Annotated in this window: 28 protein-coding genes; all 28 read left to right on the top strand. The window is 42.4% G+C overall.

The window, feature by feature from the left end:
- Position 1: 1 nt before the first annotated feature.
- Entirely contained in the window at positions 2-1,309 is a 1,308-nt protein-coding gene (gene flhF / locus G603_RS0108310; protein ID WP_026669927.1) for a flagellar biosynthesis protein FlhF, read from the top strand.
- A gap of 70 nt (positions 1,310-1,379) precedes the next feature.
- Positions 1,380-2,297, top strand: a complete 918-nt coding sequence (locus G603_RS0108305; RefSeq protein ID WP_026524309.1) for a MinD/ParA family protein — start codon at positions 1,380-1,382, stop codon at positions 2,295-2,297.
- Positions 2,298-2,323: 26 nt separating this feature from the next.
- Positions 2,324-3,046 (top strand): flagellar brake protein, encoded by a 723-nt coding sequence (locus G603_RS0108300; RefSeq protein ID WP_026669926.1) that lies wholly within the window; start codon positions 2,324-2,326, stop codon positions 3,044-3,046.
- A complete protein-coding gene (locus G603_RS0108295) occupies positions 3,047-4,123 on the top strand; it encodes a protein-glutamate methylesterase/protein-glutamine glutaminase (protein ID WP_026524311.1) in 1,077 nt (358 codons plus the stop codon).
- A 150-nt stretch (positions 4,124-4,273) separates the two neighbouring features.
- Positions 4,274-6,451, top strand: coding sequence for a chemotaxis protein CheA (locus G603_RS0108290; protein WP_026669925.1), 2,178 nt, complete (start codon positions 4,274-4,276; stop codon positions 6,449-6,451).
- Between the two features lie 52 nt (positions 6,452-6,503).
- A complete protein-coding gene (locus G603_RS0108285; RefSeq protein ID WP_051207641.1) occupies positions 6,504-6,983 on the top strand; it encodes a chemotaxis protein CheW in 480 nt (159 codons plus the stop codon).
- Positions 6,984-7,010: 27 nt separating this feature from the next.
- Positions 7,011-7,649 carry a chemotaxis protein CheC gene (locus tag G603_RS0108280; RefSeq protein WP_026524314.1) on the top strand — a complete coding sequence of 213 codons (639 nt, stop codon included), beginning with the start codon at positions 7,011-7,013 and terminating at the stop codon, positions 7,647-7,649.
- An 11-nt stretch (positions 7,650-7,660) separates the two neighbouring features.
- Positions 7,661-8,146, top strand: coding sequence for a chemotaxis protein CheD (locus G603_RS0108275; protein WP_026494497.1), 486 nt, complete (start codon positions 7,661-7,663; stop codon positions 8,144-8,146).
- On the top strand, positions 8,143-8,676 hold the full coding sequence (locus G603_RS0108270; RefSeq protein WP_026669923.1) for a hypothetical protein: 534 nt from the start codon (positions 8,143-8,145) through the stop codon (positions 8,674-8,676). The genes G603_RS0108275 and G603_RS0108270 overlap by 4 nt, the downstream gene beginning before the upstream one ends.
- A gap of 16 nt (positions 8,677-8,692) precedes the next feature.
- Positions 8,693-9,466: a FliA/WhiG family RNA polymerase sigma factor gene (locus tag G603_RS0108265; protein WP_026669922.1), complete on the top strand. Its 774-nt coding sequence runs from the start codon at positions 8,693-8,695 to the stop codon at positions 9,464-9,466.
- Positions 9,467-9,488: 22 nt separating this feature from the next.
- Complete coding sequence (locus G603_RS0108260; protein ID WP_026669921.1) at positions 9,489-11,072, top strand: FapA family protein; 1,584 nt, start codon at positions 9,489-9,491, stop codon at positions 11,070-11,072.
- Positions 11,073-11,139: 67 nt separating this feature from the next.
- On the top strand, positions 11,140-11,505 hold the full coding sequence (locus G603_RS0108255; protein WP_026669920.1) for a hypothetical protein: 366 nt from the start codon (positions 11,140-11,142) through the stop codon (positions 11,503-11,505).
- A gap of 68 nt (positions 11,506-11,573) precedes the next feature.
- The gene (locus tag G603_RS0108250) at positions 11,574-12,779 is read left to right on the top strand and encodes a DUF6115 domain-containing protein (RefSeq protein WP_026669919.1); all 1,206 of its coding nucleotides are present in this window, start codon (positions 11,574-11,576) and stop codon (positions 12,777-12,779) included.
- A gap of 18 nt (positions 12,780-12,797) precedes the next feature.
- Positions 12,798-13,667 (top strand): hypothetical protein, encoded by an 870-nt coding sequence (locus tag G603_RS0108245; protein WP_026669918.1) that lies wholly within the window; start codon positions 12,798-12,800, stop codon positions 13,665-13,667.
- 223 nt (positions 13,668-13,890) lie between these two features.
- Positions 13,891-14,640: a 30S ribosomal protein S2 gene (gene rpsB, locus G603_RS0108240; protein WP_026524321.1), complete on the top strand. Its 750-nt coding sequence runs from the start codon at positions 13,891-13,893 to the stop codon at positions 14,638-14,640.
- A gap of 56 nt (positions 14,641-14,696) precedes the next feature.
- Positions 14,697-15,647, top strand: a complete 951-nt coding sequence (tsf, locus tag G603_RS0108235; protein ID WP_026524322.1) for a translation elongation factor Ts — start codon at positions 14,697-14,699, stop codon at positions 15,645-15,647.
- Between the two features lie 93 nt (positions 15,648-15,740).
- Entirely contained in the window at positions 15,741-16,547 is an 807-nt protein-coding gene (locus G603_RS0108230; protein WP_026669917.1) for a septum site-determining protein MinC, read from the top strand.
- Positions 16,548-16,581: 34 nt separating this feature from the next.
- On the top strand, positions 16,582-17,370 hold the full coding sequence (gene minD, locus G603_RS0108225) for a septum site-determining protein MinD (RefSeq protein ID WP_026524324.1): 789 nt from the start codon (positions 16,582-16,584) through the stop codon (positions 17,368-17,370).
- Positions 17,371-17,385: 15 nt separating this feature from the next.
- The gene (minE, locus tag G603_RS0108220) at positions 17,386-17,670 is read left to right on the top strand and encodes a cell division topological specificity factor MinE (RefSeq protein ID WP_026524325.1); all 285 of its coding nucleotides are present in this window, start codon (positions 17,386-17,388) and stop codon (positions 17,668-17,670) included.
- 158 nt (positions 17,671-17,828) lie between these two features.
- Positions 17,829-18,278, top strand: a complete 450-nt coding sequence (locus G603_RS0108215; protein WP_026524326.1) for a MarR family winged helix-turn-helix transcriptional regulator — start codon at positions 17,829-17,831, stop codon at positions 18,276-18,278.
- Positions 18,279-18,403: 125 nt separating this feature from the next.
- On the top strand, positions 18,404-20,341 hold the full coding sequence (locus G603_RS0108210; protein WP_026524327.1) for an NADH-quinone oxidoreductase subunit 5 family protein: 1,938 nt from the start codon (positions 18,404-18,406) through the stop codon (positions 20,339-20,341).
- Positions 20,341-21,207 (top strand): respiratory chain complex I subunit 1 family protein, encoded by an 867-nt coding sequence (locus tag G603_RS0108205; RefSeq protein WP_035792573.1) that lies wholly within the window; start codon positions 20,341-20,343, stop codon positions 21,205-21,207. Before G603_RS0108210 ends, G603_RS0108205 begins: the two co-directional genes overlap by 1 nt.
- A gap of 22 nt (positions 21,208-21,229) precedes the next feature.
- The gene (locus G603_RS23125) at positions 21,230-21,898 is read left to right on the top strand and encodes an NADH-quinone oxidoreductase subunit B family protein (protein WP_026669916.1); all 669 of its coding nucleotides are present in this window, start codon (positions 21,230-21,232) and stop codon (positions 21,896-21,898) included.
- A complete protein-coding gene (locus G603_RS0108195) occupies positions 21,898-22,230 on the top strand; it encodes an NADH-quinone oxidoreductase subunit C (protein WP_026494512.1) in 333 nt (110 codons plus the stop codon). The genes G603_RS23125 and G603_RS0108195 overlap by 1 nt, the downstream gene beginning before the upstream one ends.
- Before the next feature lie 109 nt (positions 22,231-22,339).
- Positions 22,340-23,419, top strand: a complete 1,080-nt coding sequence (locus G603_RS0108190) for a hydrogenase large subunit (RefSeq protein ID WP_026494513.1) — start codon at positions 22,340-22,342, stop codon at positions 23,417-23,419.
- 18 nt (positions 23,420-23,437) lie between these two features.
- Positions 23,438-24,052, top strand: a complete 615-nt coding sequence (locus tag G603_RS22590) for a 4Fe-4S dicluster domain-containing protein (RefSeq protein WP_242834855.1) — start codon at positions 23,438-23,440, stop codon at positions 24,050-24,052.
- 3 nt (positions 24,053-24,055) lie between these two features.
- Positions 24,056-26,500 carry a carbamoyltransferase HypF gene (gene hypF / locus G603_RS19705; protein WP_035792570.1) on the top strand — a complete coding sequence of 815 codons (2,445 nt, stop codon included), beginning with the start codon at positions 24,056-24,058 and terminating at the stop codon, positions 26,498-26,500.
- A 2-nt stretch (positions 26,501-26,502) separates the two neighbouring features.
- Entirely contained in the window at positions 26,503-26,721 is a 219-nt protein-coding gene (locus tag G603_RS0108175; RefSeq protein WP_026524330.1) for a HypC/HybG/HupF family hydrogenase formation chaperone, read from the top strand.

Genomic DNA, 26,721 nt, shown 5'->3' with positions numbered 1-26,721 from the left:
TATGATTATTAAAAAATATACCGGAAAAACTGAATCAGAGGCTACGGAAATTGCGAAGAAGGAGCTGGGTGACAACATAGTCATAATGAATGTACGCCCGGTGAAAAAGAGCGGCTTCTTTGCTATTTTTGCTCCGCCAAGAATAGAAGTGACGGTAGCACTTGAAGATGAGCCCTCCAAGGTGACAAGACCCATAAGACCCAATAATGTGCAGCTGCAAAAGACAGTTAAGCCTGCCCAGCCATCTAATGCAAGTATAGGCGAAAAACTGCTTAAGGCCCAGGAATCCGGAGAGATTCCGCCTCTTAAGGTTGGTTCTTCCGAACATGAAGAGACATCCTCCAAAAACCATGACAGAAGGGAATCAGAGCCTGCTAAGACTGTCACTGAGTCTGTGAATGAAGATAACAGCGCTATTGAGGAAAAACTCGACAGCCTTCATAACCTTCTTGAGAAGAATCTTAAAAATGAGAAGGATGAGGATAAAGAAGAGAGTAATACTCTTTCTGAAGAGACAATTACTTTTGTTAAGGTTCTTTACAATTCGCTTATTGAGAGCGAGGTTGACGAGGTTTATGTCAACCAGCTTACGGATGAAGTTGAAAAAGTCAGCAAGCCTAATATTCCTATGGATTATGTACTTGCTAATGTATACCAGAAAATGGTTCTTAAATTTGGTGCGGCTGATACCATAAAGCCTCCGTCATCCGAGGGACCAATCGCTGAGATTTTCATAGGCCCTACAGGTGTTGGTAAGACCACAACCATTGCCAAGCTTGCATCAGAGCTTAGAATCAATCAAAAGAAAAAGGTTGCACTTCTGACTGTGGATACATACAGAATCGCTGCTGCAGATCAGCTCAGAACCTATGCCACCATCATGGAGATCCCTTTCCGCGTTATTTATTCTGTTGATGAGATTAAACAGGCTGCAGAAGATTTCAAGGATTATGATTACATTATGGTGGATACCGCAGGTCACAGCCTCCACAACGAGGAACAGAAGCAGAATATGGTGGGCTTTATCAAAGCCCTGGAAGAGCTTGTAGAAACAGAGAATTATCTTGTTTTGAGCGCAACCACCAAGTACAGAGATCTTATAGAGATAGCAGATGGTTATTCGCAGCTTGTCCGTTATAAGCTTATTTTCACCAAAATGGACGAGACCAGTTCTGCGGGTAATCTTTACAATATTCACATGCACACGGGAGCTCCCATGTCCTATATTACAAATGGTCAAAATGTTCCCAGTGATATTGCTGTTTTTGATGCGCAAAGAAGTGTTAAGAGCTTATTGAGCGGTCATTAAACGCTATATTAATTTACAATAAAATGTCGACATTTTTACAGATTTTGATAAAATAGAAACAGGTATATTTATGGATCAGGCTGAACAGCTTAGAAGAATAATTAAGGCAGAAAATGCCCCTACAAGGCCGCTTGCCAGAATAATTACCGTTACAAGCGGTAAGGGAGGCGTAGGTAAGTCCAATGTGGCTATCAATCTTGCGATACAGTTTCGCAGAATGGGTCAGAGAGTAATCATACTTGATGCGGATTTTGGACTTGCTAATATTGAGATAATGTTTGGAACAGTACCCAAGCATAATCTAAGCGATCTTATTTATCAGGGCAAAAATATAAAGGATATCATTACCTGGGGACCTGAAGGCGTTGGATTTATTTCAGGCGGTTCCGGAATCTCGGGAATGTATGATTTAAGCAGGGACTATCTTGTTTATATAATTGTTAATCTGGCAGAACTTGATGCGATTGCAGATACGATAATAATCGATACAGGTGCGGGTATTTCCAATGCCGTAATGGAGTTTTTGGTTGCAAGTGGTGAGATCATTCTTGTTACCACTCCCGAACCCACTTCCATTACCGATTCATATTCGCTTTTGAAGGCACTTAATCAACAGCCCAGATTTTCAAAGGAAAACACCATGATCAAGGTTGTATCCAACAGGGTAGCTTCCACTGAAGAGGGACAGCAGCTCTTTAACAAGCTCAATGCTGTTGTTGCCAGATATTTGAAGCTTCCGCTTTCGTATCTTGGAGAGATACCACAGGATCAGAGTCTTGCAAGAGGCGTTATGCAGCAGACTCCTGTTTCGATACAGTATCCCAACGCAAAATCGGCGAAGGCGTTTGAACAGATTGCAGCGAGACTTACGGACAAAAATGCAGCGGATATTATTAAGCCGCGCGGAATGGCTGCATTTTTCTCGCATATTATCACAGGCAGAAAATTAAACGAAAAAGGTTCCGGAGAGCAAAATTCCGGTCAATAAAATAAAGGTAAGAGGGGTACCTGAAAATGCTTGCGGATTATATATCGCCCGGTAACAAAATCGAGCTAAAGGCAATCGGCAAGGTCTGGATGGATGAGGACAGTCGCACACGTAAAATCCATCTGAGTAAGATTACAGACGTAATCTCGGAGGACAGGATAGAAGTACTGATGCCAATGGATAAAGGCAAACTGGTGCTGCTTCCTGTGGATGGGGAGTACAGTCTGTGTTTCTATAGCTCAAGAGGACTGTTCCAATGTTACGGAAGGATCGTTGACCGATACCGAAGCAACAACGTCTATATTCTTGTTTTGGATCTTCTGAGTAATCTGCAGAGGCTGCAAAGACGAGAATATTACAGATTTAGCTGTGCGCTTGAACTGAAATCCAGGATTTTCTCTGAGGAAGAGGTAGAAGCCCTCCGCAGAAACTGGGGGCTTTTAATAGGCACAAGCAAACCGCTGCAGCGAAGCGTGATAGTAGATATCAGTGGTGGTGGTTTACGATTTGTCGCTAACTTCCAATATGAGGAGGGCAGCACGATTTATTGTGCGTACAGACTACCAGGAAATATTAATAATGTTGAGTATGAAATGGTGTGTAACGTACTAAGGGTACAGGAACTTGAAAACAGGCCCGGACTGTATGAACACCGCATACAGTACGCCTACATTGACGAGACTTCCAGAGAAGATATTATTCACTTTATCTTTGAGGAAGAACGAAAAATTAGAAAGAAGCAAAACTAAATGTCGAAAAAAATTTTATTAGTTGATGACTCTGCACTCATGAGAACCGTCCTTAGTGATATTATAAACTCAGATTCAAGATTTCAGGTTGTAGATAAGGCCAAAGACGGTATTGAAGCTCTTGAGTTGCTGAAAAAGAATTCCTATGACGCAGTTATACTCGATGTAAACATGCCTCGTATGGACGGAATTACGTTACTCAAAGAGATCAATAAGAATAAGATCAGAGCAAAGGTAATGATGTGTAGTACCGACACCAAAGAAGGTGCGAAGGTTACACTTGATTCCCTTGAACTTGGAGCTCTGGACTTCATTCATAAACCGGATCGTGCTTCGGAATGCCGAGGCGACGATTTCACTAAAACACTTATCAGGACACTCGATGCGGTATGCGAATCGAAAGCTCCTGTAATAAGTACGAAGGCTTTCTCACTCGATGAAATGAAAGCCTCTCGTAAGGTGGTGGAAATCGTCGGCAAGCATGCAGACAAGGTCACCGGCAATCGAATCGTTGCGATTGCAAGCTCTACGGGCGGTCCTCGTGCGCTTCAAGCGGTTATTCCCAAACTTCCTAAAAACTTAAAAACACCGGTTGTACTTGTACAGCATATGCCGGAAGGCTTCACAGCTTCACTTGCAGAAAGACTTGATTCTCTTTCTGAGATAAGTGTAAAAGAAGCAGCGGAAGGTGATGTTCTTCAGGCTGGTACAGTGTATATCGCAAAGGGCGGTAAGCACATGCATATAATTACATCCGGCGGTAAGCACACCATTCACTATGTAGATGGTCCTACAAGAGAGGGCGTAAGACCATGTGCAAACTTCATGTATGAATCTCTCATGGATTCTGATTACGACACGATTTGCTGTGTTGTACTCACAGGAATGGGTGCAGATGGTACAGAAGGAATAAAAAATCTGAAATCGGTTAAAAAGGTACATGTCATCGGACAGGATGAAGCGTCCTGTACAGTTTATGGCATGCCTAAGGCAGTGGCAACAGCTGGTCTGGTCAATCAGGTCGTTACACTTGATGACGTAGCCCAGGAAATAATAATGAACGTTGGAGTTAAGTGATCACCTGATGAGGTTCCTCACGAACCTGGTGTACCATTTAGTTACATCGAAGACTTTAGACTAAGATGTAACTTCCCGTGTTGTTTTTCGACGCCTGGTTCCCGATTACTTCTCGAAAACGTTCGCTTTTCTTATGGAGGTAAAGGGATTATGGATGTTTCTCAGTATCTAGGCGTCTTTCTCGACGAATCAAAGGAGCATCTGCAGACGCTGAATGATGCAATCATGCAGCTTGAGCAGGATCCGGAGAATGAGGATGTTATTAATGATATCTTCCGTTCTGCACATTCCATGAAGGGAATGGCAGGAACCATGGGTTATACAAACATGCAGAATTTGACCCATGATATGGAAGATGTCTTCTCTGACGTGCGTAACGGCACGCTCAAAATTGACAGTAGTATGATAGACACCCTTTTCCAGTGTCTTGATGCTATTCAGGCTTACGTAGATAATATCACAGAGTCACAGGACGAAGGATCTGAGACCAACGCAAACCTTATTAAAGCGCTTGCAGATATAAGAGCAGGTGGCGGAGCAGCAGCACCTGCAGCAGCTCCTGCAGCTGAGGCAGCACCCGCTGCAGCAGAAGCGGCACCCGCAGCAGCACCTGCAGCAGCTCCCGCAAACGGACCTGCTCCCGATGCTGATCCTACAAAGGATTTCAGGGCAATCAAACTTGATCCTGATGCTAAGGGCAGCCTTGAGGATGCAAAAGCAAGCGGCAAGAAAATCTTTGGAATCAATGTCAAAATTCAGGATTCCTGTATTCTTAAAGCAGCAAGAGCATTCCTCGTATTCAAAGGACTTGAGGAGATCGGTGAAATTGCGGCTTCTGAACCTTCCACCCAGGATATTGAAGACGAAAAATTTGAATTTAACTTCAGCATGATCATAACCACTGATGAGGATGATGTTGGCAAGATCAGAGAGATTGTCAAGAACGTTTCTGAAATAGAGGATTGTGAGATTGGTGAATTTGATCCCAGTACTGCAAGAAGTACTGAAGATCCTGAACCTGCAGCTGCAGCAGCGCCCGCAGCACCTGCAGCAGCGGCACCCGCAGCAGCACCTGCAGCTGCAACACCGGCAGCACCTGCAGCAGCTCCCGCAGCTAAGCCTGCAGCAGCACCTGCAAAAGATGCTGGCGGCAAGAAGCCTGTTGGTAAGCCTGTTGTTAACAGAACAGTCCGTGTTGATATCGACAAACTTGATGTTCTCATGAACCTGGTTAGTGAGCTTATTATCGCTAAGAACTCACTTATATCAGCAGCAAATTCAGCTGGAATAGTAAGCGGATCAGTTAATGAGCAGATTGAGTATCTTGAAAGCGTAACAACCAACCTTCATGAATCAGTCATGAAAGTTCGAATGGTTCCTATCGAGAGCGTACTGCAGAAGTTCCCGAGAATGATCCGTGACCTTAATAAATCACTTGGCAAGAAGATGGAACTGACCATGACCGGTGAAGATACTGAAATGGACAGAACCGTTGTAGATGAGATCGGTGATCCTTTGATGCATCTCCTTCGAAACAGTGCAGACCACGGTATCGAGTCAGCAGAGCTCCGTGCAGAGCGCGGTAAGCCTGAAGAAGGACAGATTTTCCTTCATGCATACCAGGATGGTAACAGCGTTGTTATCGAGGTTGGTGATGATGGTAATGGTATCGATGCAGAAGCAGTAAAGAATAAGGCTATTGAAAAGGGCGTAATCACTCAGGATCAGGCTGATTCCATGTCAGAGAAGCAGGCTGTTGAGCTCCTTTTCCATCCCGGATTCTCAACTGCCAAGCAGGTATCTGAAATTTCCGGACGAGGCGTTGGTCTTGACGTAGTTAAGTCCAAGGTTGAATCCCTCTCCGGTGAAGTTGATGTTAAGACTAAGCTCGGTGAAGGAAGTACATGGATCATCAGACTCCCTCTTACACTGGCTATTATACAGGCTCTGATGGTTATCGTAGGAAACGAGAAGTATGCGATTCCTCTTGATTCCATCCAGAGTATTGAGGATGTTGCTCCCGCAGATATTAAGACAGTTGAGAACAAAGAAGTTATCAACCTCCGCGGCAACGTAACTCCTATCATTCGTGTTAACAGAGCTCTTGAAACTGAAAGCACAAAGGCTGAGGATGAAGATCTTGTTGTTGTAATCACCAGAAAGGGTGATCAGCAGATCGGTCTTGTAATCGATGAACTGATGGGACAGCAGGAAATCGTTATCAAGCCTCTTGGTAAGTATATGAGCAAATGTCGTATGATCAGTGGCGCTACAATCCTTGGTGATGGTGAGATCGCTCTGATCCTCGATACAAACCAGCTCGCGTAACCTTCAGCTTTGTGATTATTGCGTCGAAAGTCGCAGGAAAGGGTAAATAACTATGAATGAACTTAGAGATACACAAGACATGGGTGAACTTATTCAGTATATAGTTATCCGTCTTGGCGAAGAACAGTATGGAATAGATATTAAGTACATTGACAATATTGTGCGTATGCAGCAGATAACAAGAGTACCTCAGGTAGCTCATTATCTCAAAGGCGTTATCAATATCCGTGGTGTCATTGTTCCTGTAATGAGTCTCAGACTTAAAATGGAAATGGATCCGGATGAGATTACCGATAAGAGCAGAATCATCATTCTTAAAGCAGAAGAAGATACACTTATCGGCATCATAGTTGATCAGGTTAACCAGGTACTTACGCTTGGAAGTAAGAGCATTGAAAAGGTTACCTACAGTAATGATAAAGGCAAAAAGATCAACAGCTTTATCAGCGGCGTAGGTAAATATGAAGGTGGTCTCGTTTCTATACTCGATCTCAACATGGTTGAGATGGAGGAAGACAAGGCAAAAGCGTAAACAGCTAGAGTATGAGGAGGAAAATCTTTGAGTGAGATGAGTTTGGACAATCTGTCCAGTCAATACTTTGATGTACTCAAGGAGCTTGGAAACATCGGTGCCGGTAACGCTACGACAGCACTTGCACAGATGCTTAATACAAAGGTGGATATGTCTGTTCCACAGGTAAAGCTTCTTGACTTTAAGGATGTTGGCGACCTTATGGGTGGAGCAGAGCAGATAATGACCGGTATATATCTTAGCGTTGAGGGAGATATAAACGGAAGTATCATGTTCCTGCTTGGAATGAAGGCTGCCAGACATCTGGTAAATATGCTCATGGGGATTAAAGACAAGGATGAAAGTGTTCCTTTTGATGAGACTGAGCTCTCAGCAATTAAGGAAGTTGGAAACATCATTACAGGTTCATATCTGAACTCTCTGTCAATGATAACCAACTTGAAGCTCCTGCCTTCTGTTCCATTTATTGCGATTGATATGGCCGGTGCAATACTTTCAGTTCCGGCGATAGAATTCGGCATGATGGGAGATAAGATTCTTTTGATCGAGACCAGCTTCTTCGATGAAGAGACACTTAGTGGATATTTTATCCTGCTTCCTGATATGGATGGTTACAGTAAGATACTGACATCACTTGGCATGGGTGATATCACAGTTACAGGATAAGGAGCTAATGCATGAGCCAAATAATCAAGGTTGGTATGGCTGATCTTAATATTTGCGTAAGTCCTGACGGGATAACGACATTGGGCCTTGGTTCCTGTGTGGGTATAGCTGTAAGAGACCCTGTGACAAAAATTGGTGGCCTTGCACATGTAATGCTACCTGATTCCAAAGAAATTAAGAATAACTCCAACATTCCTAAATTTGCCGACACCGGCATTGAGGAACTTATAAAGCAGGTTGTTGCAAAGGGAGCAAACAGATCAAGACTGGTTGCCAAAATTGCAGGTGGAGCGCAGATGTTCGCTTTTAGCTCATCAAATGCAACCATGCGTGTCGGTGAAAGAAATGTTGCAGCGTCAATTAAAAAACTAAAGGAGTTGAATATTCCGATATTGGCGCAGGATACAGGGGAATCTTATGGTAGAACGGTTATTTTCTACCCGGAAAATGGAGATTTTGTCATAAGAGCTGTCGGTAAGCCGGAAAAGACTATATGAGCAAAGTAGAAGAAGAAAACAGCGAAGAAAAATTAGAAGAAACATCAGAAGAACAATCTGAAGATTCTAAAAAGGAAAAAGAGAAAAAAGTAAATGTAAGAACTGAAGTTATTGCCAAGACGGAAGCGCCAAAAACAAGACTTATAACCGCTTTTGTAATGCTGTCAGGCAGTTTGTTTGTAGCAATTTTCACTTACCTTCAGCATTACGATATCGGGAAATGGCTTACAACACTTTTTATTTCTCTTGTCATTTTTACTGTAGCCGGACTTCTTCTTGAGTGGCTTGTATCACACTTCAATGACCTCGTTCAGGCCAGAGATGATGCTATTAGCGTTCAGGAAGAAGCAATAGCTGCAAGAGAGGCAGACGAACTTGCAGCTGCGGAGGCTGCGGCTGAAGCGGAGAGGCTGGCTGCAGAACAGGCAGCCCTTGAAGCTGAGGAGGGACTACAAAATACACCGAATGACTATGCGGATTTCGGGGAAAGCGATGAATTCGTAGGTATCGACGATACTGAAGAATTTTAACAAGGAAAATTAACACATGGATGAAGCCGGAAGAAATAAGCTTTGGAGTGAATATCAAAAGACGAAGGCTCCTGAGCTTCGCGAAAAGTTAATTTTGGAGTATGCTCCGCTTGTTAAACTGGTTGCGGGGCGACTCTCCATGTATTTGGGTTTTAACGTGGAATATGATGACCTTGTGGGCTATGGCATCTTTGGTCTTATTGATGCCATTGATAAGTTTGACCTTCTTAAGGACGTCAAATTCGAAACCTATGCCAGTGTAAGAATCAGGGGTGCAATCCTTGACCAGATCAGGAAAATGGATTGGATTCCCAGAACTATCAGGCAAAAACAGAAAAAGATTGAAGCTGCGATTCATGATATTGAGAGAGAGATGGGACATCCTGCTTCCGATTCTGAGATTGCCGCAAAGCTTGGCATTTCAGAAGATGAGTACCTTAACTGGCAGAACCAGATGAAGGTTACAGGCGTTGTTTCTCTCAATGAGTTCATGGAGCAGGGAAGCGATGTGCCTGAAGATACCAACAATCTTGCATCCAGTTTCGATAAACCCGAAGAAGCTCTTGAAAAAGAAGAGCTTAAGAAGATGCTTGCCGAAAGCTTGCAGCTTCTTACTGACAAAGAGAAGAAAGTCATTCTTCTTTACTACTATGAAGAGCTTACACTGAAGGAAATAAGCAATGTCCTTGAGGTTTCTGAATCTCGAGTATCACAGCTGCACACAAGAGCACTTCAGAAAATGAGAGAAAAGCTTGGAAAATACTTAGGAATTTTGACTGAATTAAGGTAATGCTATAATCCAGGAGGATGTTATGAACGGTTATTTTCAGTTGGTTACAGGTGGCAGAGAAACAGGCATAAGAATTTATCCACCAACTGATGGCGGAGATTCCCTTCAATACGATGCTGTAAAAGAGTATCTTGATGACCGTGCAATCAGCTTTGTTCCTGCTGTTCTTAATGATGCCCTGACTAATGCGGACGGTATGCTTGTGATTTTAAACGAATCACCGACATATCCGGAAAGGGAGAGCTATAAGCTCACCATTTCCAGAGACCGCATGCAAGTCACGGCATTTTTTTATGCTCCTTCTGAAGACGGCGAGCTCATGACACCAAAGGAATTCATACAGGACCTTGCCTACAGAGAGATAACCTTTGGAATTGACTCCGAAGCAATCCAGAAATTCTTTGGAAACAGAGAATACTGCAAGGAATTTGTTATAGCAAAGGGCAGAAAAACAAGGGAAGGATGCGACGCTAAGGTTGAGTACAACTTCAAGATGAATCTTCGTGCACAGCCCACTATGCGTGAAGACGGAAGTGTGGATTACTTTAATCTGAACATGATCAACCATGTCAAAAAGGGTGATAAACTTGCCATGCTTGTGCCTGAGGATCCGGGAGATCCTGGGCAGAATATTTATGGCGAGATTTTAAAGCCCCACCCTGTTAAGCCCACCAAGATAAAAGCAGGTAAGAATACAAAGCTGTCAGAGGATGGCCTTGTTCTTTATGCCGATGCTGACGGGCATGTAACTGTGAAAGAAGGAAAGGTTACTGTCAGCAACGTAATACAGTTTGATAACATTGATGTTTCAACAGGAAATATAAACTATGACGGCAGCGTTGAAGTTAAGGGAACCGTTGCGACAGGTTTTTCTGTTAAAGCAGGTGCTAACATAATCGTTAAAGGCGTGGTTGAAGGCGCCAGCTTAAAGGCAGGTAATGATATCATCCTGGAAAGAGGAATAAACGGAATGTCCAAGGGCGACATATCTGCCGGCGGAAATATCGTAACGAAGTTCATTGAAAATGCCAGGGTAAATGCAAAGGGTTCTATTACAAGTGAGAGCATTATGCATTCGACGGTTTCTTCCGGGACTGAGATAAGAGTTTCTGGAAAACGAGGATTTATTGCAGGTGGGAGATGCACGGCTACTGACAGGATCATTGCCAAGGTCCTTGGTAGTGAAATGGGAGCAAGTACGCTTATCGAAGTTGGCGCAGATCCCAGCATTAAGTTAAGGCTAAGAGAACTGACAAAAGCTATAGCAGATTCTCAGAAACGTCTTGAAGCAGTCACACCTACTATTGATGCGATTACCAAAAGGCTTCGCTCAGGCGCAACCCTAACTCCCGAGCAGACAAGACAGGCACAGCAGATGATGACTATGCATAAGATTCTTACATCCCAGCTTGAGAAAAATAATGCTGAGCTGGCAGAGATTCAACAAAAATTAGCTGAATCGAAGGATGCTTATGTTATAGTAGAAGGAACAGCATATCCCGGAACCACTATTCAGATTGGGGATCAGACCACAACACTTAAGACACAGTCGCAGTATTGCAGGTTTGAACTGAGAGATGGTTACGTAAAGACAGGCGCTATCTAATCTAGAAGGGTCAGGTGGCCGATAAATTATGTAAGAAAGGGGATGTTAGAAGCGAAGGGAGGCAACTATGTCGATAGGAAGAATAGATTTTCAGGGGGCGATAGCCAGAACAAATGACATAGCGCAGATAAAAGCAAATGAAGACAATCGGGCTATGACAAATCAGAACACCTTCCAGACTCAGTTTGACAAGGAAGTTGATCAAAAAGCTAACTCTGTAAATGAAAAAGAAAATGCCGATCAGAATAAGCAGGAAAAATTTGATGCCAAGGAAAAAGGCAAGAATGAGTACAGCGGAAATGGCGGCAAGGGGGAAAAGAAAAAGAGGGAGCATACCAAGGAAAATATAGAAAAACTTTCCGAGACCTTAATAGGGTCCGATGGAAGGCCTCTTGATATGCATATTTCCTCAGGGTTTGACTTCAAAATCTGAACACTTTATAATACTTTTATATTTGTATCTTTTTGGGAGAAGGGTACACGGTTTCTAGTGGGGATATTATGATAAGTGTTACAGAAATTATTTTAATCATCGTCGGAATCCTGGCGGTAATATTAGGGTATCTGATACCGAACAACTCTGCGCTGAATGAGGTGGACAGCGAGCTGACTGAAGCCAAGATCAATGATCTTGTCAGAAAAGCAATTCGTAATTCACAGGGGCAGATTGACGAGATGCTTGATGAATGCACAGAGGAAGCCATCAATAAGGCTGAGCGTGCAATGGACAGAGTTACCAATGAGAAAATGTCCGCGATAAGTGAGTATTCAGATACTGTCATGAACGATATCCATAAGAATCATGATGAAGTAATGTTTATGTATGACATGCTTAATGATAAGCATAAGAACCTCAAGAACACTGTTTCTGAGGTTAATCGTGCTGCAAAAGAGGTTAAGCAGACTGCAAAAGAAGCTGTACTTACCGCCGAGCAGGCAGAAGAGGCTGCAAAAGCTGCAAAGGAAGCTGCGATGCGCGTAGAGAGTACACCTAATGTAGTTGTACCTGAGCCTGTGGCTTTCGAGCATACTGTATCTGAGCCTGTACTTCACAAGACACCTGATTATGATCCTGTAATCAGAGAAGATGTTTCCAATAAAAATACTTCTAATGAAGAATTTGAATATTTTGATGAAGATGACTCTGATGAAACTGTAGTTAAGCTTGAGAATGAGGAAGAGACCAAACAGTTTTCATCACTTGTTGATATTTTGGACAGAGCAGACACTGCAGCTGCGAAGAAGACTCAGAATAAGGTTATAGGTTCAGAACCCGGTAACATAATTACACCTGAGAATACCTTTGCAGAAAATGAGAATGCTCCTGTATCAGAAGTAGCTAATACAGAATATGAGCATGACATTAGTGAAACAGTTAATGAAACTCCGGAATACAGCCAGGAAGCTCCTGTAGGAGATGTAACCGAAATGCCGGAGATTCCAGAAGCAGATGCTGCAGAGGATATTTCCGGAGCAAAGGTTGTTTCCATTTCAGATGCCTCAAGGAAAAAGGCAGAAGCAGCTGAAGCGCAGCAGCAGCTTATGCCGGGAGATCCTGCATCAAGGAATCAGAGAATACTTGATATGCACAAGGCAGGAAAATCTGCAGTTGTTATAGCACGTGAATTAAAGCTTGGTATTGGCGAGGTTAAGCTTGTTATTGATCTTGCCGGCAAGCATAAAAAGAATAGAAGTTCTATTATGTGAGGAGCATTAGTCTAGAGTATGAAGCTTAAGTATTATTTACGGGGAATGGGTGTAGGAGTCTTACTCACAGCCATTATTATGGGAGTTGCTCTTTCCGGTTCTTCATCAAAGATAAGTGATGAAGAAGTAATAAGAAGAGCAAAACAGCTTGGAATGGTAGAAGCGGAGGATACATTATCCCAGTATTCAGAATCCGCCAGATTAACAGAGGAGATTGCTGAAAGTGATTCAACTTCATCCGATACGGAATTGGATACGCAGGGAGAAGAAATATCTGAAGAAATCAACCAAGGGGAGTCTGAAACAGGTGAATCAGTTCCTGAAGTGGTTGAAGAAGAGAAAGAGAGCAGCAACCTTGGCGAAAGCAGCGAAAGCGTTGAAGCCGAGCCGGATATTGCACTCGCGGGTGACGACGCAGCGGGGGCAACATCCACGGAAACGGTAGAGAGCAGCTCATCAGCTTCTAAATCTGTTGAAGTAGAAGTTGCAGAAAACGAATCACCTAAAACAGAAAATGAAGAAACTGACACTACTGTAAAAGAGGAAGTTGATGATTCTGCAAGTAGTAATTCTTCATCAGAAGCATCTACTACAGAAGAAGCTCCTGCAGAGACTGAATCTACAGCGCCTCAGACCAATGAAGCCGTAGAAACTGCTGAAGCTCAGCCTGCATCATCTGATGTTAATTATGTTGTGGTTGTTATCCCGGGCGGTAGCGAATCAGATACCTGCGCCAGAATCATAAGAGAAGCAGGAATTATAGATGATGGAGTTGCATTTAACAATTATCTCGTTAATGCAGGTCTCGACAGAAAGATCAGATCAGGTACCAAGCAGATACCCAAAGGAGCATCTTTTGAAGAGATAGCTAGGATTATAACAAAATAATGTCTTGTCAAAAGCCCAAAATCATGGTATTCTATTGAAGCTGTGAGTTTATGGGCTTTTTTAGTGTTATTTTTTCACAGAGTCACAAATAAACACGCATATCCACTTTTCATCCGGTGTCTTTTAGATATGAAGATAGGATGTGAACCTTCCGAAGGAAATAACGCCCCTTCGGGTCACAAGGCAAAGATATGCGGAAGATTAACCAAATGGAGGTAATAACATGAGCGTTGTATCTATGAAACAGTTACTTGAAGCAGGTGTACATTTCGGACACCAGACAAGAAGATGGAACCCTAAGATGGCTCCTTACATCTTCACAGAGAGAAATGGTATCCACATCATCGATCTTCAGAAGTCAGTTGTTAAGGTTGACGAGGCTTACAAGGCAGTATTTGAGATCGCACAGCAGGGTGGTACTATTCTTTTCGTTGGTACAAAGAAGCAGGCACAGGACGCTGTTAAGACAGAGGCTGAGCGTTGCGGTATGTACTATGTAAACGAGCGTTGGCTTGGTGGTATGCTTACAAACTTCCGCACAATCCAGAGCAGAATCGATCGTCTTAAGAAGCTCGAGAAGATGCAGGAAGACGGCACATTCAATGTACTTCCCAAGAAGGAAGTTGCTCAGCTCAACAAAGAGTATGAGAAGCTCAACAAGGTTCTTGGCGGAATTCGTGATATGAAGAGAATTCCTGATGCTATCTTCGTAGTAGATCCTAAGAAGGAAAGAATCTGCATCCAGGAAGCTGAGTCACTTGGAATCACACTTATCGGTATCGGTGATACAAACTGTGATCCTGAAGAGCTTGACTACATCATCCCTGGTAACGATGATGCTATCCGTGCAGTAAAGCTTCTTGTTGGTAAGATGGCAGATGCTGTTATCGAGGCTAATCAGGGTGCTGAGGCACTTACAGCTGAGCAGGCTGAGGCTGTTAGCGAGGAAGCTGAGGCTGAGACAGAGGAGTAATCCATTTATAAGCTTCAATTGATAAAAATAATATTATTCGCGGAGGATATAAATACATGGCTATCACAGCAGCAATGGTAAAAGAGTTACGTGAGTCCACCGGTGCAGGTATGATGGAGTGCAAGAAGGCACTTACTGAGACTAACGGTGATATGGATGCAGCAGTAGAGTTCCTTAGAAAGAACGGTCAGGCTAAGGCTGAGAAGAAAGCTAGCCGTATCGCAGCTGAGGGTCTTACAAGAATCGCTGTTAAGGATGACAAGACAGCAGCAGTTGTTGAGGTTAACTCAGAGACTGACTTCGTTGCTAAGAACGAGCAGTTCCAGACATTCGTTGAGGCAGTTGCTAAGCAGGCTGTAGAGTCTGATTCTAAGGATATGGACAGCTTCATGGAAGAAGCTTGGAACGTTGATTCTGCTAAGACAGTTAAGGAAGCACTTATCGATATCACAGCAGTTATTTCTGAGAAGCTCAGCATTCGTCGTTTTGAGAAGGTTGTAGCTGAGAACGGTATCGTAGTTCCTTACGTGCACGGCGGCGGAAGAATTTCAGTTCTTGTTGAGGCTGACACAGATGTTGTTAACGATAACATCAAGGAAGCAATCAAGAACATTGCAATGCAGATTGCAGCTCTTAATCCTAAGTATGTTGATATGAACGATGTTTCTGAAGAGTTCAGAAACCATGAGAAGGAGATCCTTCTTGCTCAGGCTACAAAGGAGAACGAGGAGCTTCCTGAAGGAAAGAGAAAGCCTCAGCAGATCATCGAGAAGATGCTCGAGGGTCGTCTTCAGAAAGAGCTTAAAGAGATCTGCCTCAATCAGCAGGTATTCGTTAAGGCTGAAGATGGAAAGCAGACTGTTGGCCAGTATGTAGCACAGGTTGCTAAGGATAACGGCGCTAACCTTTCAATCAAGAGATTCGTTCGTTTCGAGACAGGCGAAGGTATTGAGAAGAGAGAAGAGAACTTTGCAGAAGAAGTTGCAAAGCAGGCTGGTATGCAGTAATTAACTGTATAGAATATGTTATTAAATGCCCTTGTCGTTTTTTGGCGGCAAGGGCTTTTATACTAAAAGTTTCAAGGGAGATTATGAAATCAGATGGGTTCAGTAAGTATTAAAGGGACCGGTTCGGGTATTATCCTTGAGCTTGACAGAGACATATCTTTTGAAAATCTCACACAGGATATTGCTTCCAAATTTCGCGAATCTTCTTCGTTTTTCGGAAGAGTAAGTGTAGGATTACTCATAAAGGGCAGAGTTTTAAGTGATGATGAGATTGCTCAGGTTTTAGATATTATTACTCAAAACAGTAAGCTTACCATCACCTGCGTTATTTGTGAGGATCCTGATACTGATGAACTTTTCAGTAGATTTTCATCTGATACTGCATCTTCAGCAGCTACATCTACTTCAGATAATAGCAGTGTTTCTCAATATGACATGTCTGAGGTTTATGATGCAATAAAGGATACAATACCGGCTGATGATTTACAGGATTTGATTCCGGATAGGGATGATGCCAGAATTATTTATGGCAGTATGCGTTCCGGTATGACTCTTAATGAGAAAAAGAGTCTTGTTATTCTTGGAGATGTTAAACCCGGTGCTTCTGTTGTCTCTAATGGAAGTATTTTTGTACTCGGTGCCCTTAGAGGAAGTGTTTATGCAGGCGCCGGTGGAGACGAAAGTACCTTTGTTTTTGCTCTCGAAATGGATCCTTTACAGATAAGAATAGCTAACGCCATAGCAATTTCGCCTGATGCTGATAAAGGACCGAAACTTAAAACAAGAAAATTCCGCAAAAAGGTGGTTGATAAAGTCCCTGAGGTGGCTTACATTTTAAATGGTCATGTCGTAAAGGATGTTTACGGACCGTCATTTATGCGAGATAATAAATTGGTATGAATAATTAAAATATGATTTTGTATGGAGGAAGTAAATGGGAGAGGTAATAGTTGTAACATCCGGTAAGGGTGGTGTCGGCAAAACTACCACTACTGCCAATATTGGAACAGGTCTTGCCAAGCTTGGCAAAAAGGTTGTTCTCATTGATACAGATATAGGTCTTCGTAATCTTGATGTTGTTATGGGACTTGAGAATCGAATTGTATATAATCTTGTAGATGTTGTTGAAGGAAGCTGCAAGGTGAAGCAGGCTATGATCAAGGATAAGAGATATGATACACTCTTCCTTTTGCCTGCAGCTCAGACAAAGGATAAAACCAGCGTTACACCTGATCAGATGAAGAAGCTTGCTGAAGAACTTAAGCAGGAATTTGACTATGTTATCATGGATTGTCCTGCAGGTATTGAGCAGGGCTTTAAGAATGCCATTGCTGGTGCAGAGAGAGCTATCGTTGTTACTACACCTGAGGTATCAGCTGTAAGAGATGCTGATCGTATCATCGGACTTCTTGAAGCCAATGAGATTGGTAAAACACAGCTCATCGTAAACAGACTTCGCCCTGAGATGGTTAAGCGCGGAGATATGATGAGTGCTGAGGATGTAATTGACATTCTTGCTGTTGAGCTTCTTGGTGTTGTTCCGGATGATGAGAGCATAGTAGTAGCTACTAACAACGGTGAGCCTCTTGCAGGCGATAATTCCCTGGCAGGTCAGGCTTATATGAATATTTGCCGCAGAATAATGGGAGAATCAGTTCCTTTCCTTAACCTTGAGGATAAGAAGGGATTCTTCGCTGCATTGGCCAGTGTTTTTCGCAAGTGATAAGGGGGCGATGATATGAAGCTGACAGATATTTTTAAGAAAAAGTCATCCAGCGAAATGGCTAAGGATCGCCTTAAACTTGTGCTTGTATCAGACAGATCAAGCTGTTCACCGGAGATTATGGAACGAATCAAGAATGATATTCTTGAAGTGCTTTCTAAGTATGTAGAGGTAGATCAGAGCGGACTTGATATCAAGTTTACTCAGATGGATACTGAAGGTGCTACAACTGATAGCAAGACAGTTCCCGCTTTGTATGCAAATATTCCTATCAAGAACATGAAGCATTCTGCAAAATAAACAGATAAAATAAAGACCTGTTTCGCGCAGGTCTTTTTCAATGTTTATCGCAATATTCAAATTTATAATATCACCATTGAATAAATGACAAAATAGAGTTATTATATTCTAGGTAGCAAATAATTTGCATACAATCAATTAGGAAAAGAGGATTTATTATGGCTTCTAATGTAAAGAAAGATAGTTTTGACTCGCTTAAACTGGAAAACCAGCTTTGTTTTCCGTTATATGCATGTTCTAAAGAGATAATAAGGAACTATAAGCCTTATCTTGATGAGCTTGACCTTACATATACTCAGTATATTGCCATGATGGTACTTTGGGAAAAGAAGGAGATGAACGTTAAGACTCTTGGTGAGAATCTGTTCCTTGATTCAGGAACACTTACTCCTGTTCTTAAGAAGCTCGAAAGCAAGGGCTATATCAAGAGAACAAGATCCAAGAATGATGAGAGAAACCTTCTTGTTTCAATAACACCTGAGGGAGAGGCTCTTAAGAGTAAGGCAAAAAGCATCCCCGAGAAGATCGGAGGCTGCATTAAATTATCAGAGAATGATGCCAAGGAATTGTACCGTTTACTGTACATGATTATTGAAAATATTCGCTGAAAAATACTATAATTTTTTGATATTTTTATAACAAATTTTTAATCTATAATCAGTGTTTTTGTGGTAGTATGTATAAGGCATTATTTGCTTAATTACTAAATTATCCTGAAAGGGGTGGAGAATTCTTGAACATACAAATTCTTAAGGCAGTAGATTTTCTGATTTTCTTTCCTTTTGTGATGGCAGTTCTTATGTTCTGTATCAAAAAGGCGTCTCTACTGCGCAACATCGTTGCCGGTCTTGGTGGCTTTAGCATCATGATCACTGCAATCCTGGTAGGAACTAAGGTACTTGGAACTCAGGGAGTTACTAAGAACACTTTTCTTACTGAGACAGCAGTCTATGACCACATTATCATGGGTGGTGAGATACTTCTCATGTGTATTGTGGTTTTCCTTAGCATAAAATACAAAAAGTATTATGCTATTCTTCTTTCCATGCTTGGTACACTTCCTGTACTTTGGATGGATCTCACAGGTCAGGCTCTTGAGGGAAGCGCTCATATGAGAGTTGATTTCCTTTCAGCTGTTATGATCCTTATCGTAGGTATTGTAGGTATTCTTATCTGCATATATGCTTGCGGTTACATGAAGGATTATCACAATCACCACACTGAAGTAGAAGACAGATCAAACTATTTCCTTGCTCTTTTGTTTGTATTCATCGGAGCTATGTTTGGTCTTATTGTGTCTGATAATCTTGGTTGGATATACTTCTTCTGGGAAATCACAAGCGTATGTTCATTCCTTCTTATCGGTTACACCAGAACAGAAGAAGCAGTTAACAACAGCTTCCGTGCTTTATGGATGAACCTTCTTGGCGGATGCGGATTTGCTTTTGGTCTTATGTATTGCAACATGACTCTTAAGGTTTCAAATCTCAGCGCGCTTACACAGCTTGTTCCGAGAGAGAACATGCTTGTTATGGTTCCTGTTACACTGTTTGCTTTTGCTGCACTTACAAAGAGTGCACAGTTCCCGTTCTCAAGATGGCTTCTTGGAGCGATGGTTGCACCTACTCCCAGTAGTGCGCTCCTTCACTCTGCAACAATGGTTAAGATCGGTGTTTACATGCTTATCCGTCTTTCACCCATGCTTGCAGGAACATTTACTGGTGTAATGATCACTGTTATCGGTGGATTTACATTCTTCGCAGCATCACTTCTTGCTATTACTGTTAGTGACGGTAAGAAAGTACTTGCTTATTCAACAATTTCAAACCTTGGTCTTATCACAGCCTGCGCAGGAACGGGTACTACAGAGGGTGTATGGGCAGCTACAATGCTCATTCTTTTCCATGCTGTATCAAAGTCACTTCTGTTCCAGACAGTCGGAGATATCGAGAACTGTATGCACAGCCGTGATGTAGAGGATATGCACGGACTTATCATCAAGCTGCCTAAGCTTGCATTTATTATGATAATCGGTATCTGCGGTATGTTTATGGCACCCTTTGGTATGCTTGTATCAAAGTGGGCAGCTCTTAAGTCATTCGTAGATTCCAATTCAGTATGGCTTGTCCTTTTCCTTGTATTTGGTTCAGGCTCAACACTTTTCTACTGGGCAAAATGGCTTGGAAAGATATGTACTGTAATTCACCAGTCATACGAACTTGAGGACATCACACCCAGAAGTGAGATGATCTCTCTGTTCCCGCTTACAACAATGATCGTTGTTATGTGTTTTGCATTCCCTTGGATGTCAGATCACATGATTCAGCCGATCCTTAACGAGGCATTCCATAAGAATATACCTAATGTAATCGGTGGCTCAGATGTTATCATCATGATGATAATGGTTACTATGATCTTCATTATCCCGATCGGAAGCAGATTCCTTGCAATCGGTAAGAAGAGTAAGATGACCATGTCTTATGTAGCCGGTGTTAATGCCGGTGATGACCGTCACTACATCGACTCCTTTGGTAAGGAGAGAGCACTTTACATGTCAAACTGGTATATGACAGATTATTTCGGTGAGGACAAGCTCCTTGCTCCCAGTATTGCGATCTCTGCAGTGATAGTTCTCGTAATGCTTATTATCGTGATCGGAGGTACTATCTGATGGTAATGACAATATGTAAGGTAGTTCTTTATATTTTACTTGCGCCTATCATCGGCGGACTTATGGAAGGAATCGACAGAGTCGTTTCTGCAAGAATGCAGGGCAGACAGGGCCCGCCGCTTCTTCAGCCCTTCTATGATGTTTACAAGCTTTTAGCTAAGCAGACCACTGTTGTTAATAGTATTCAGATTCTGTTTGTTATAGCTTATACAATATTCACCATCTTTACCGGTGCATTGTTCTTTGGCGGCGGAGATATGCTTCTTGTATTCTTTGCTCTTTCAATGTCCGAAGTTATGATGGTACTTGCTGCTTATTCCACAAACGGACCTTACAGCGCAATGGGTGCAAACCGTGAGCTTCTTCAGATGATGTGCTATGAGCCCATGATTCTTCTTGTTGCTATCGGTTTCTACGAAGTTCACGGAAGCTTCATGGTAAATGATATGCTTGCCGGACAGGCACCTGCAGTGTTTAAGATTCCCGGAATGCTTATCGGCTTTTTGTTCATACTTACAATTAAGTTCAGAAAGTCACCTTTTGATATGAGTACTTCACACCATGCTCACCAGGAGATGGTAAAGGGTCTTACATCTGATATTTCCGGTTCCAACCTTGGACTTTACGAGATAGCAGAGTGGTATGATCAGGTACTTATGATGGGTATTGTTGCTATGTTCTTTATCTACAACAACCCTGTAAGCTATGTAATCGCAATTGTCGCTTGTGTGATTTTTTATCTGTTGGAGACGTTTATCGACAATGTATTTCCTCGTGTGAAATACATGGCTATGCTGGTTTCATCATGGGTAGTAATCCTTGTAACAGCCGGCACAAACCTGCTTATCCTCAGTGTTATTAACTAATATTAAGAGATTAGGAGATATTATGAAAATTTCAAAATCACCCTGGGTATTACATTATGATGGCTCAAGCTGCAACGGCTGTGACATAGAGGTACTTGCAACAATGACTCCTCTCTATGATGTAGAGAGATTCGGTATTATTAATACAGGTAACCCCAAGCATGCAGACATACTTCTTTTAACAGGTGGTATCAATGCACAGACAGCTCCGGTTGTAAGACAGCTGTATAATCAGATGCCTGATCCAAAGGTAGTAATCGCTTGTGGAATATGCTCCTGCGATGGAGGTATCTTCAAGGATTGTTATAATATTCTCGGCGGCTCCGATAAGGTAGTTCCCGTAGATGTATATGTTCCCGGATGCGCAGTTCGTCCGGAGGCTCTCATCGATGGCGTAGTTAAAGCACTTGCCATTCTTGAGGAAAAGAGAGTAAAGGTTAAGGAATCCATGAAACAGGGTTACTGTACTGTAGATTACAGCAAGATTGCAGTTCGTATGAAGGCAGAAGACTATGATCCTGCTACACAGTATGACGCAGTTCTTACCGAGGAAGCTCTTCGTGAGCAGGCTGAGGAGAAGATAGCTGCTACTGCTAAGCCTGCACCGAAGCCGGCAGCTCCTGCAGCAGCACCTGCTGCAAAGCCCGTTGCACCTGCAGAACCCAAAAAGGATGAAGGAGGGAACGCCTGATGAATGCAGAGTTTAAGATTGTTAAGGCAGAAGAGATCATCGATGAGGCGCAGAGACTTAAGCACGACGGATATCATCTGATGCAGCAGTGCTCAACCAGAACTCCTGATGGATATGAACTGGTTTATACATTTGGTAAAGCACTTGAAGTTCAGCAGGTTAAGATAATTCTTGCTGAGGATCAGAGTATTAACAGTATCAGTAGTGTTTTCCCTTGTGCATTTTTGTATGAGAACGAGATCCACGATCTTTTCGGAGTGGATATTCAGATGATTAGCCTTGATTATAAGGGTAGCTTCTACCGTGTTGCTATAGAAACACCTTTTAAGTAAGATGTGAGAACCAGACGAGGTTTTTTCGAGTCGGTTCGAACGTGTTACTTCGAGCAACGCGAGGAGTAACTTCATTGTTAAAATAATTCAGTGAGAGTAAGGAGAATATATGTCAACTAGAAGTGTAATTCCTTTTGGACCTCAGCATCCCGTATTACCTGAGCCTATTCATCTGGATCTGGTACTTGAGGACGAGAAGGTTGTACAGGCTATTCCTGAGATTGGTTTCATCCATCGTGGACTTGAGAAGCTTGTAGATAAAAAAGATTTCCAGGAAATGGTATATGTAGCAGAGCGTATCTGTGGTATCTGTTCACTTGGACATGGCCTTGGATACTGTGATGCTGTTGAGCATATCATGGATTTAGAGGTTCCTGACAGAGCAAAATATTTAAGAACAATGCTTTCTGAACTTTCAAGAATGCATTCACATATGCTTTGGCTTGGTCTTCTTGCCGATGCTTTCGGATTTGAGTCACTTTATATGGAGTGCTGGAGAATCCGTGAAGAGATTCTTGATATGTTTGAGATTGCAACAGGCGGACGTGTTATCTTTTCAATTATGAAGATCGGCGGCCTTAGAAGAGATATTCCCGATGATATGCTTAAGGATTTCAGACAGAGACTTGATAGCATTGAAGAGGGCGTTAAGATTGTAAGTAAGCCTTTCATCGATGACGTTGCAGTTAAGAATCGTCTCGTAGATGTAGGTATTCTTACACCTGAGAAGGCAGATCTTCTTGGCACAGCAGGCCCTTTCCTTCGTGCCAGCGGTATTGCAAGAGATATTCGTTCAACAGGCTATTGTGCATACGGCGATATTGAATTCGAGCCTATCACAAGCACAGGCTGCGATTCTTATGCACGTACAGAAGTACGTATTAAAGAGATATATCAGGCTATTGATATCATGCGTCAGTGTATCGATAAGATGCCTGCAGGTGCTGTAGATGTACCTGTTAAGGGATTCCCTAACGGTGAATACATGGCCAGAATCGAGCAGCCCAGAGGAGAAGCTCTCTACTATGTAAAGGCAAACGGAACTAAGTTTGTTGATCGCATGAGAGTAAGAACTCCTACATTTGCTAATATTCCGGCTCTGGTAGAAGTTCTTGCCGGATGTGATCTTGCAGATGTACCGATTTTGGTTCTTACGATTGATCCTTGCATCAGTTGTACAGAGAGATAAGAAAGAAGGTAAGAAGAATTGAGTCTGGTTAATTTTAATAAAACTGTTTTAAAAAATCTGTTCTCCAAGCCTGCGACACGTAAATATCCCTTTGAACCTAAGGTATATCCGGAGCGCACGCGAGGTCATGTCGTAAATGATATGGATGTATGCGTTCTTTGCGGACTTTGCTCAATTAAATGTCCTACAAGAGCGATTACTGTTGATAAGGCAGCTAAGACCTGGTCTATCAGACCTATGAGCTGCATACAGTGCAGAAGCTGTGTAGATAACTGCCCTAAGAAATGTCTTTCAATGGATACTCAGTTTACTGAGCCCGGAAGTGAGAAGATCACTAAGACATTCCCGCAGTCTGAGAAAGCTATTGCTGCTCAGGAAGCACTTATGAAGGCAGCTAAGGAGCGTGCAGCAGCCGCAGCGGCAGCTAAGGCCGCAGCAGGCGGAGCAGCACCTGCAGGCGGAGCAGCACCCGCAGCAGCAAAGCCTGCACCGGCAACACCTGCAGCTAATGCTACACCGGCAGCACCTGCTACAGAGGCAAAGGCTGAAGCACCTGCAGCTAAAGCAGAAGCTCCTAAGAGCGGAATCGAAGCTATTAAGGCAGCTGCACAGGCAGTTAAAAAGGACGAATAATTTATGAAAGCACTTATCCGCGTCACCGGTGCTGTCCAGGGAGTTGGATACAGACCGTTTGTGGCGGAGCTTGCAAGTAAATATGCATTAAGCGGAGAAGTGAAAAACTGTGGCGGAATAGTTGAAATAATTGCAGAGGGACCTGAAGATACCATTAAAAGCTTTGCAAATGAGCTTAAGGTATCTTATCCCTTTGGAAGTATCGTTATAAATGTTTCACTACAGATTTTGAATGAATGTGAACCGGAGGGGCATAAAAGCTTTTCCGGTTTTCGTATTGTTCAAAGCTCGAGGTTTGACGAAGAAGGATCACTTCCTGTTTTTCCACCTGATATAGGTATTTGTGATGATTGTCTTTCTGAAATGCTTGATCCGAAGGACAGAAGATACGAATATCCTCTTATCAGCTGTGTTTCCTGCGGCCCGAGATTCAGTATCCTTAAGAATCTCCCCTATGACAGGGAAAATATCACTATGGATATTTATGATATGTGCCCTGAATGCAGCGCAGAATATCTAAAGGGAAGAAGGCGTCATGCCCAGACCATCAGCTGTCATAACTGCGGCCCACAGATGATTTTTAAGGCTACTACTAAAGATGCTTGTCACATGAATCCGGAAAATATCAGCGCTGATCAAGAGAAAGATATGACAGTCAGTATAAAGGAAAATGCTGTTCAAGATGCAATAAAAGTCCTTAGAGATGGCGGAATCATTGGACTAAAGGGCATTTCCGGATATCAGCTTGTGGCACTTCCTTATGATGAAAAAGGGGTTCAAAGACTTAGGGAGATAAAAGGGCGTGAGAAGAAGCCATTTGCAGTGATGTTCGAGAATGTAGATGCAGTCTCTGAGTATTGCTGTGTAAATACAGAAGAAGATAAGCTTCTTAATCAGTCATCAAGGCCTATAGTTCTTTTAGATAAGAAAAAAAATTATGTGAATTGTTTTGCATCTAATGTATGCGGAATTTCTAACCAGATAGGGGCTTTTTTACCTGCAAGCGGTATACATGTGCTTTTAACTAAGGAGCTTGGACCACTCATCGTAACCAGCGGTAACCTGTCAGGACATCCAATGATAGTATCTGACGAAGAGTTCGCTGATAGTTTTGCTGATAAGATAGATGGAATTCTGTATTACAAGAGGGACATACTAAGACCTCTTGATGATTCTGTTTTACAGATACTTAAGACAGAGGATGATTATGTAAACAGGTTTGTTCGAAGATCAAGGGGCTATGTGCCTTTGCCCATTTTCCTGAATAAACCGCTAAAAGAAAAGGTATTATATATAGCTTTTGGAGCAGATTTAAAGAATACTTTTTCTATTGGATATGGAGATAAGATTATCACAAGTCAGTTCTTTGGTGACATGGATGAACTTGGTATTCAGAAGGTTGCGGAAAAAGAGCTGAAAGAGATGCTTTCTATCTTTGGCGTGGACAGGCTTGATATCACAAAGACTATAGTAATATGTGATATGCATCCCGGATATGTTTCAACTGCCAAGGCCAAAGCTTTCTACGAGAGTCTTGAAGGCAGTAAGGAACTTATTCAGCTTCAGCATCATCATGCTCATATCGGCTCAGTAATGGCAGAAAATGATCTTAAGGATTGTATTGGAATTGCTTTCGACGGAACTGGTTTTGGAACAGATAATACCATTTGGGGAAGCGAAGTTCTGGTATGTGATGGTGGAGAATACGAGAGGCGTGAACACTTAAGAGCTGTGCCCATCGTAGGTCAGGATGAAGCTATGAAGAACGCAGGAATTCTGGCTGCATGTTTCATGACAGATGCAGGACTTGATTCTAATGAGTTACTGCAAAAACATTCTACATCTGGCGATGAGATTGGAAATAGCAAGCCTTCATCCCTTACAGAAAGTGATCTGAATCTTATAAAGGCAGCACTTTCAAATAACATCAACACCTACAGGAATTCCGGAATGGGAAGACTTTTCGATGCTGTTTCCTATATCCTTGGATTTTCAGAATATAATTCATACGAAGGTGAGTGTGCCATAGCTTTGCAAAATGCTGCGGAAGAATATATTGCGCAGTGTAATGCAGAGGGCAGGGCTGAAAACGAAGAACTACTTAAGTTCCCGATAAACGATTCAGACTGGGATACGAGAGAACTGATCAGAGATATTGTAGATAGATGTCATTCTCAGGACAGAAGAGAGATTGCTTATGCTTTTCATATGACTCTGGCAAAGGCAGCGCTTGACAGCTGTATTAAAATCAGAGATGAAAAGGGAATAAACAATGTATGCCTTAGCGGAGGAGTTTTTGCAAACAGACTCCTTGTTACAAAGCTCCATAAGCTCCTAAAAGAAAATGGATTTATGGTATACTTAAACAAATTTTTACCGACCAATGACGGCGGTATAAGTGCAGGTCAGATATACCTGCAGGGTTTACGAGATTTAGAAGAGGTATAAATATGTGCGTGGCTTTACCCGGTAGGGTTGTTGAACTTAACGGAACAAAGGCAACTGTGGACTTTTCAGGTAATACTGTGGAGGCAGAGGCAGGTCTTGTTAAGGTTAAAATTGGCGACAGAGTTCTAGTGCATGCAGGATGCATAATTCAGACCATGAATGATGCAGAGGCTGATGAACTCGAAGATCTTTTCCGTGAAATCGAGGATATTCAGATTTAA

It is taken from the genome of Butyrivibrio sp. AE3006 (genome assembly GCF_000424165.1).
In the GTDB taxonomy this organism is placed as follows: Bacteria; Bacillota; Clostridia; order Lachnospirales; family Lachnospiraceae; genus Butyrivibrio.
This window is presented reverse-complemented; position numbering and strand designations above follow the sequence as displayed.

Bases quoted from the DNA above. Each gene is read 5' to 3' on its own strand.
- flhF (WP_026669927.1), top strand. From the start codon at position 2: ATGATTATTAAAAAATATACCGGAAAAACTGAATCAGAGGCTACGGAA.
- G603_RS0108305 (WP_026524309.1), top strand. From the start codon at position 1,380: ATGGATCAGGCTGAACAGCTTAGAAGAATAATTAAGGCAGAAAATGCC.
- G603_RS0108300 (WP_026669926.1), top strand. From the start codon at position 2,324: ATGCTTGCGGATTATATATCGCCCGGTAACAAAATCGAGCTAAAGGCA.
- G603_RS0108295 (WP_026524311.1), top strand. From the start codon at position 3,047: ATGTCGAAAAAAATTTTATTAGTTGATGACTCTGCACTCATGAGAACC.
- G603_RS0108290 (WP_026669925.1), top strand. From the start codon at position 4,274: ATGGATGTTTCTCAGTATCTAGGCGTCTTTCTCGACGAATCAAAGGAG.
- G603_RS0108285 (WP_051207641.1), top strand. From the start codon at position 6,504: ATGAATGAACTTAGAGATACACAAGACATGGGTGAACTTATTCAGTAT.
- G603_RS0108275 (WP_026494497.1), top strand. From the start codon at position 7,661: ATGAGCCAAATAATCAAGGTTGGTATGGCTGATCTTAATATTTGCGTA.
- G603_RS0108270 (WP_026669923.1), top strand. From the start codon at position 8,143: ATGAGCAAAGTAGAAGAAGAAAACAGCGAAGAAAAATTAGAAGAAACA.
- G603_RS0108265 (WP_026669922.1), top strand. From the start codon at position 8,693: ATGGATGAAGCCGGAAGAAATAAGCTTTGGAGTGAATATCAAAAGACG.
- G603_RS0108260 (WP_026669921.1), top strand. From the start codon at position 9,489: ATGAACGGTTATTTTCAGTTGGTTACAGGTGGCAGAGAAACAGGCATA.
- G603_RS0108255 (WP_026669920.1), top strand. From the start codon at position 11,140: ATGTCGATAGGAAGAATAGATTTTCAGGGGGCGATAGCCAGAACAAAT.
- G603_RS0108250 (WP_026669919.1), top strand. From the start codon at position 11,574: ATGATAAGTGTTACAGAAATTATTTTAATCATCGTCGGAATCCTGGCG.
- G603_RS0108245 (WP_026669918.1), top strand. From the start codon at position 12,798: ATGAAGCTTAAGTATTATTTACGGGGAATGGGTGTAGGAGTCTTACTC.
- rpsB (WP_026524321.1), top strand. From the start codon at position 13,891: ATGAGCGTTGTATCTATGAAACAGTTACTTGAAGCAGGTGTACATTTC.
- tsf (WP_026524322.1), top strand. From the start codon at position 14,697: ATGGCTATCACAGCAGCAATGGTAAAAGAGTTACGTGAGTCCACCGGT.
- G603_RS0108230 (WP_026669917.1), top strand. From the start codon at position 15,741: ATGGGTTCAGTAAGTATTAAAGGGACCGGTTCGGGTATTATCCTTGAG.
- minD (WP_026524324.1), top strand. From the start codon at position 16,582: ATGGGAGAGGTAATAGTTGTAACATCCGGTAAGGGTGGTGTCGGCAAA.
- minE (WP_026524325.1), top strand. From the start codon at position 17,386: ATGAAGCTGACAGATATTTTTAAGAAAAAGTCATCCAGCGAAATGGCT.
- G603_RS0108215 (WP_026524326.1), top strand. From the start codon at position 17,829: ATGGCTTCTAATGTAAAGAAAGATAGTTTTGACTCGCTTAAACTGGAA.
- G603_RS0108205 (WP_035792573.1), top strand. From the start codon at position 20,341: ATGGTAATGACAATATGTAAGGTAGTTCTTTATATTTTACTTGCGCCT.
- G603_RS23125 (WP_026669916.1), top strand. From the start codon at position 21,230: ATGAAAATTTCAAAATCACCCTGGGTATTACATTATGATGGCTCAAGC.
- G603_RS0108195 (WP_026494512.1), top strand. From the start codon at position 21,898: ATGAATGCAGAGTTTAAGATTGTTAAGGCAGAAGAGATCATCGATGAG.
- G603_RS0108190 (WP_026494513.1), top strand. From the start codon at position 22,340: ATGTCAACTAGAAGTGTAATTCCTTTTGGACCTCAGCATCCCGTATTA.
- hypF (WP_035792570.1), top strand. From the start codon at position 24,056: ATGAAAGCACTTATCCGCGTCACCGGTGCTGTCCAGGGAGTTGGATAC.
- G603_RS0108175 (WP_026524330.1), top strand. From the start codon at position 26,503: ATGTGCGTGGCTTTACCCGGTAGGGTTGTTGAACTTAACGGAACAAAG.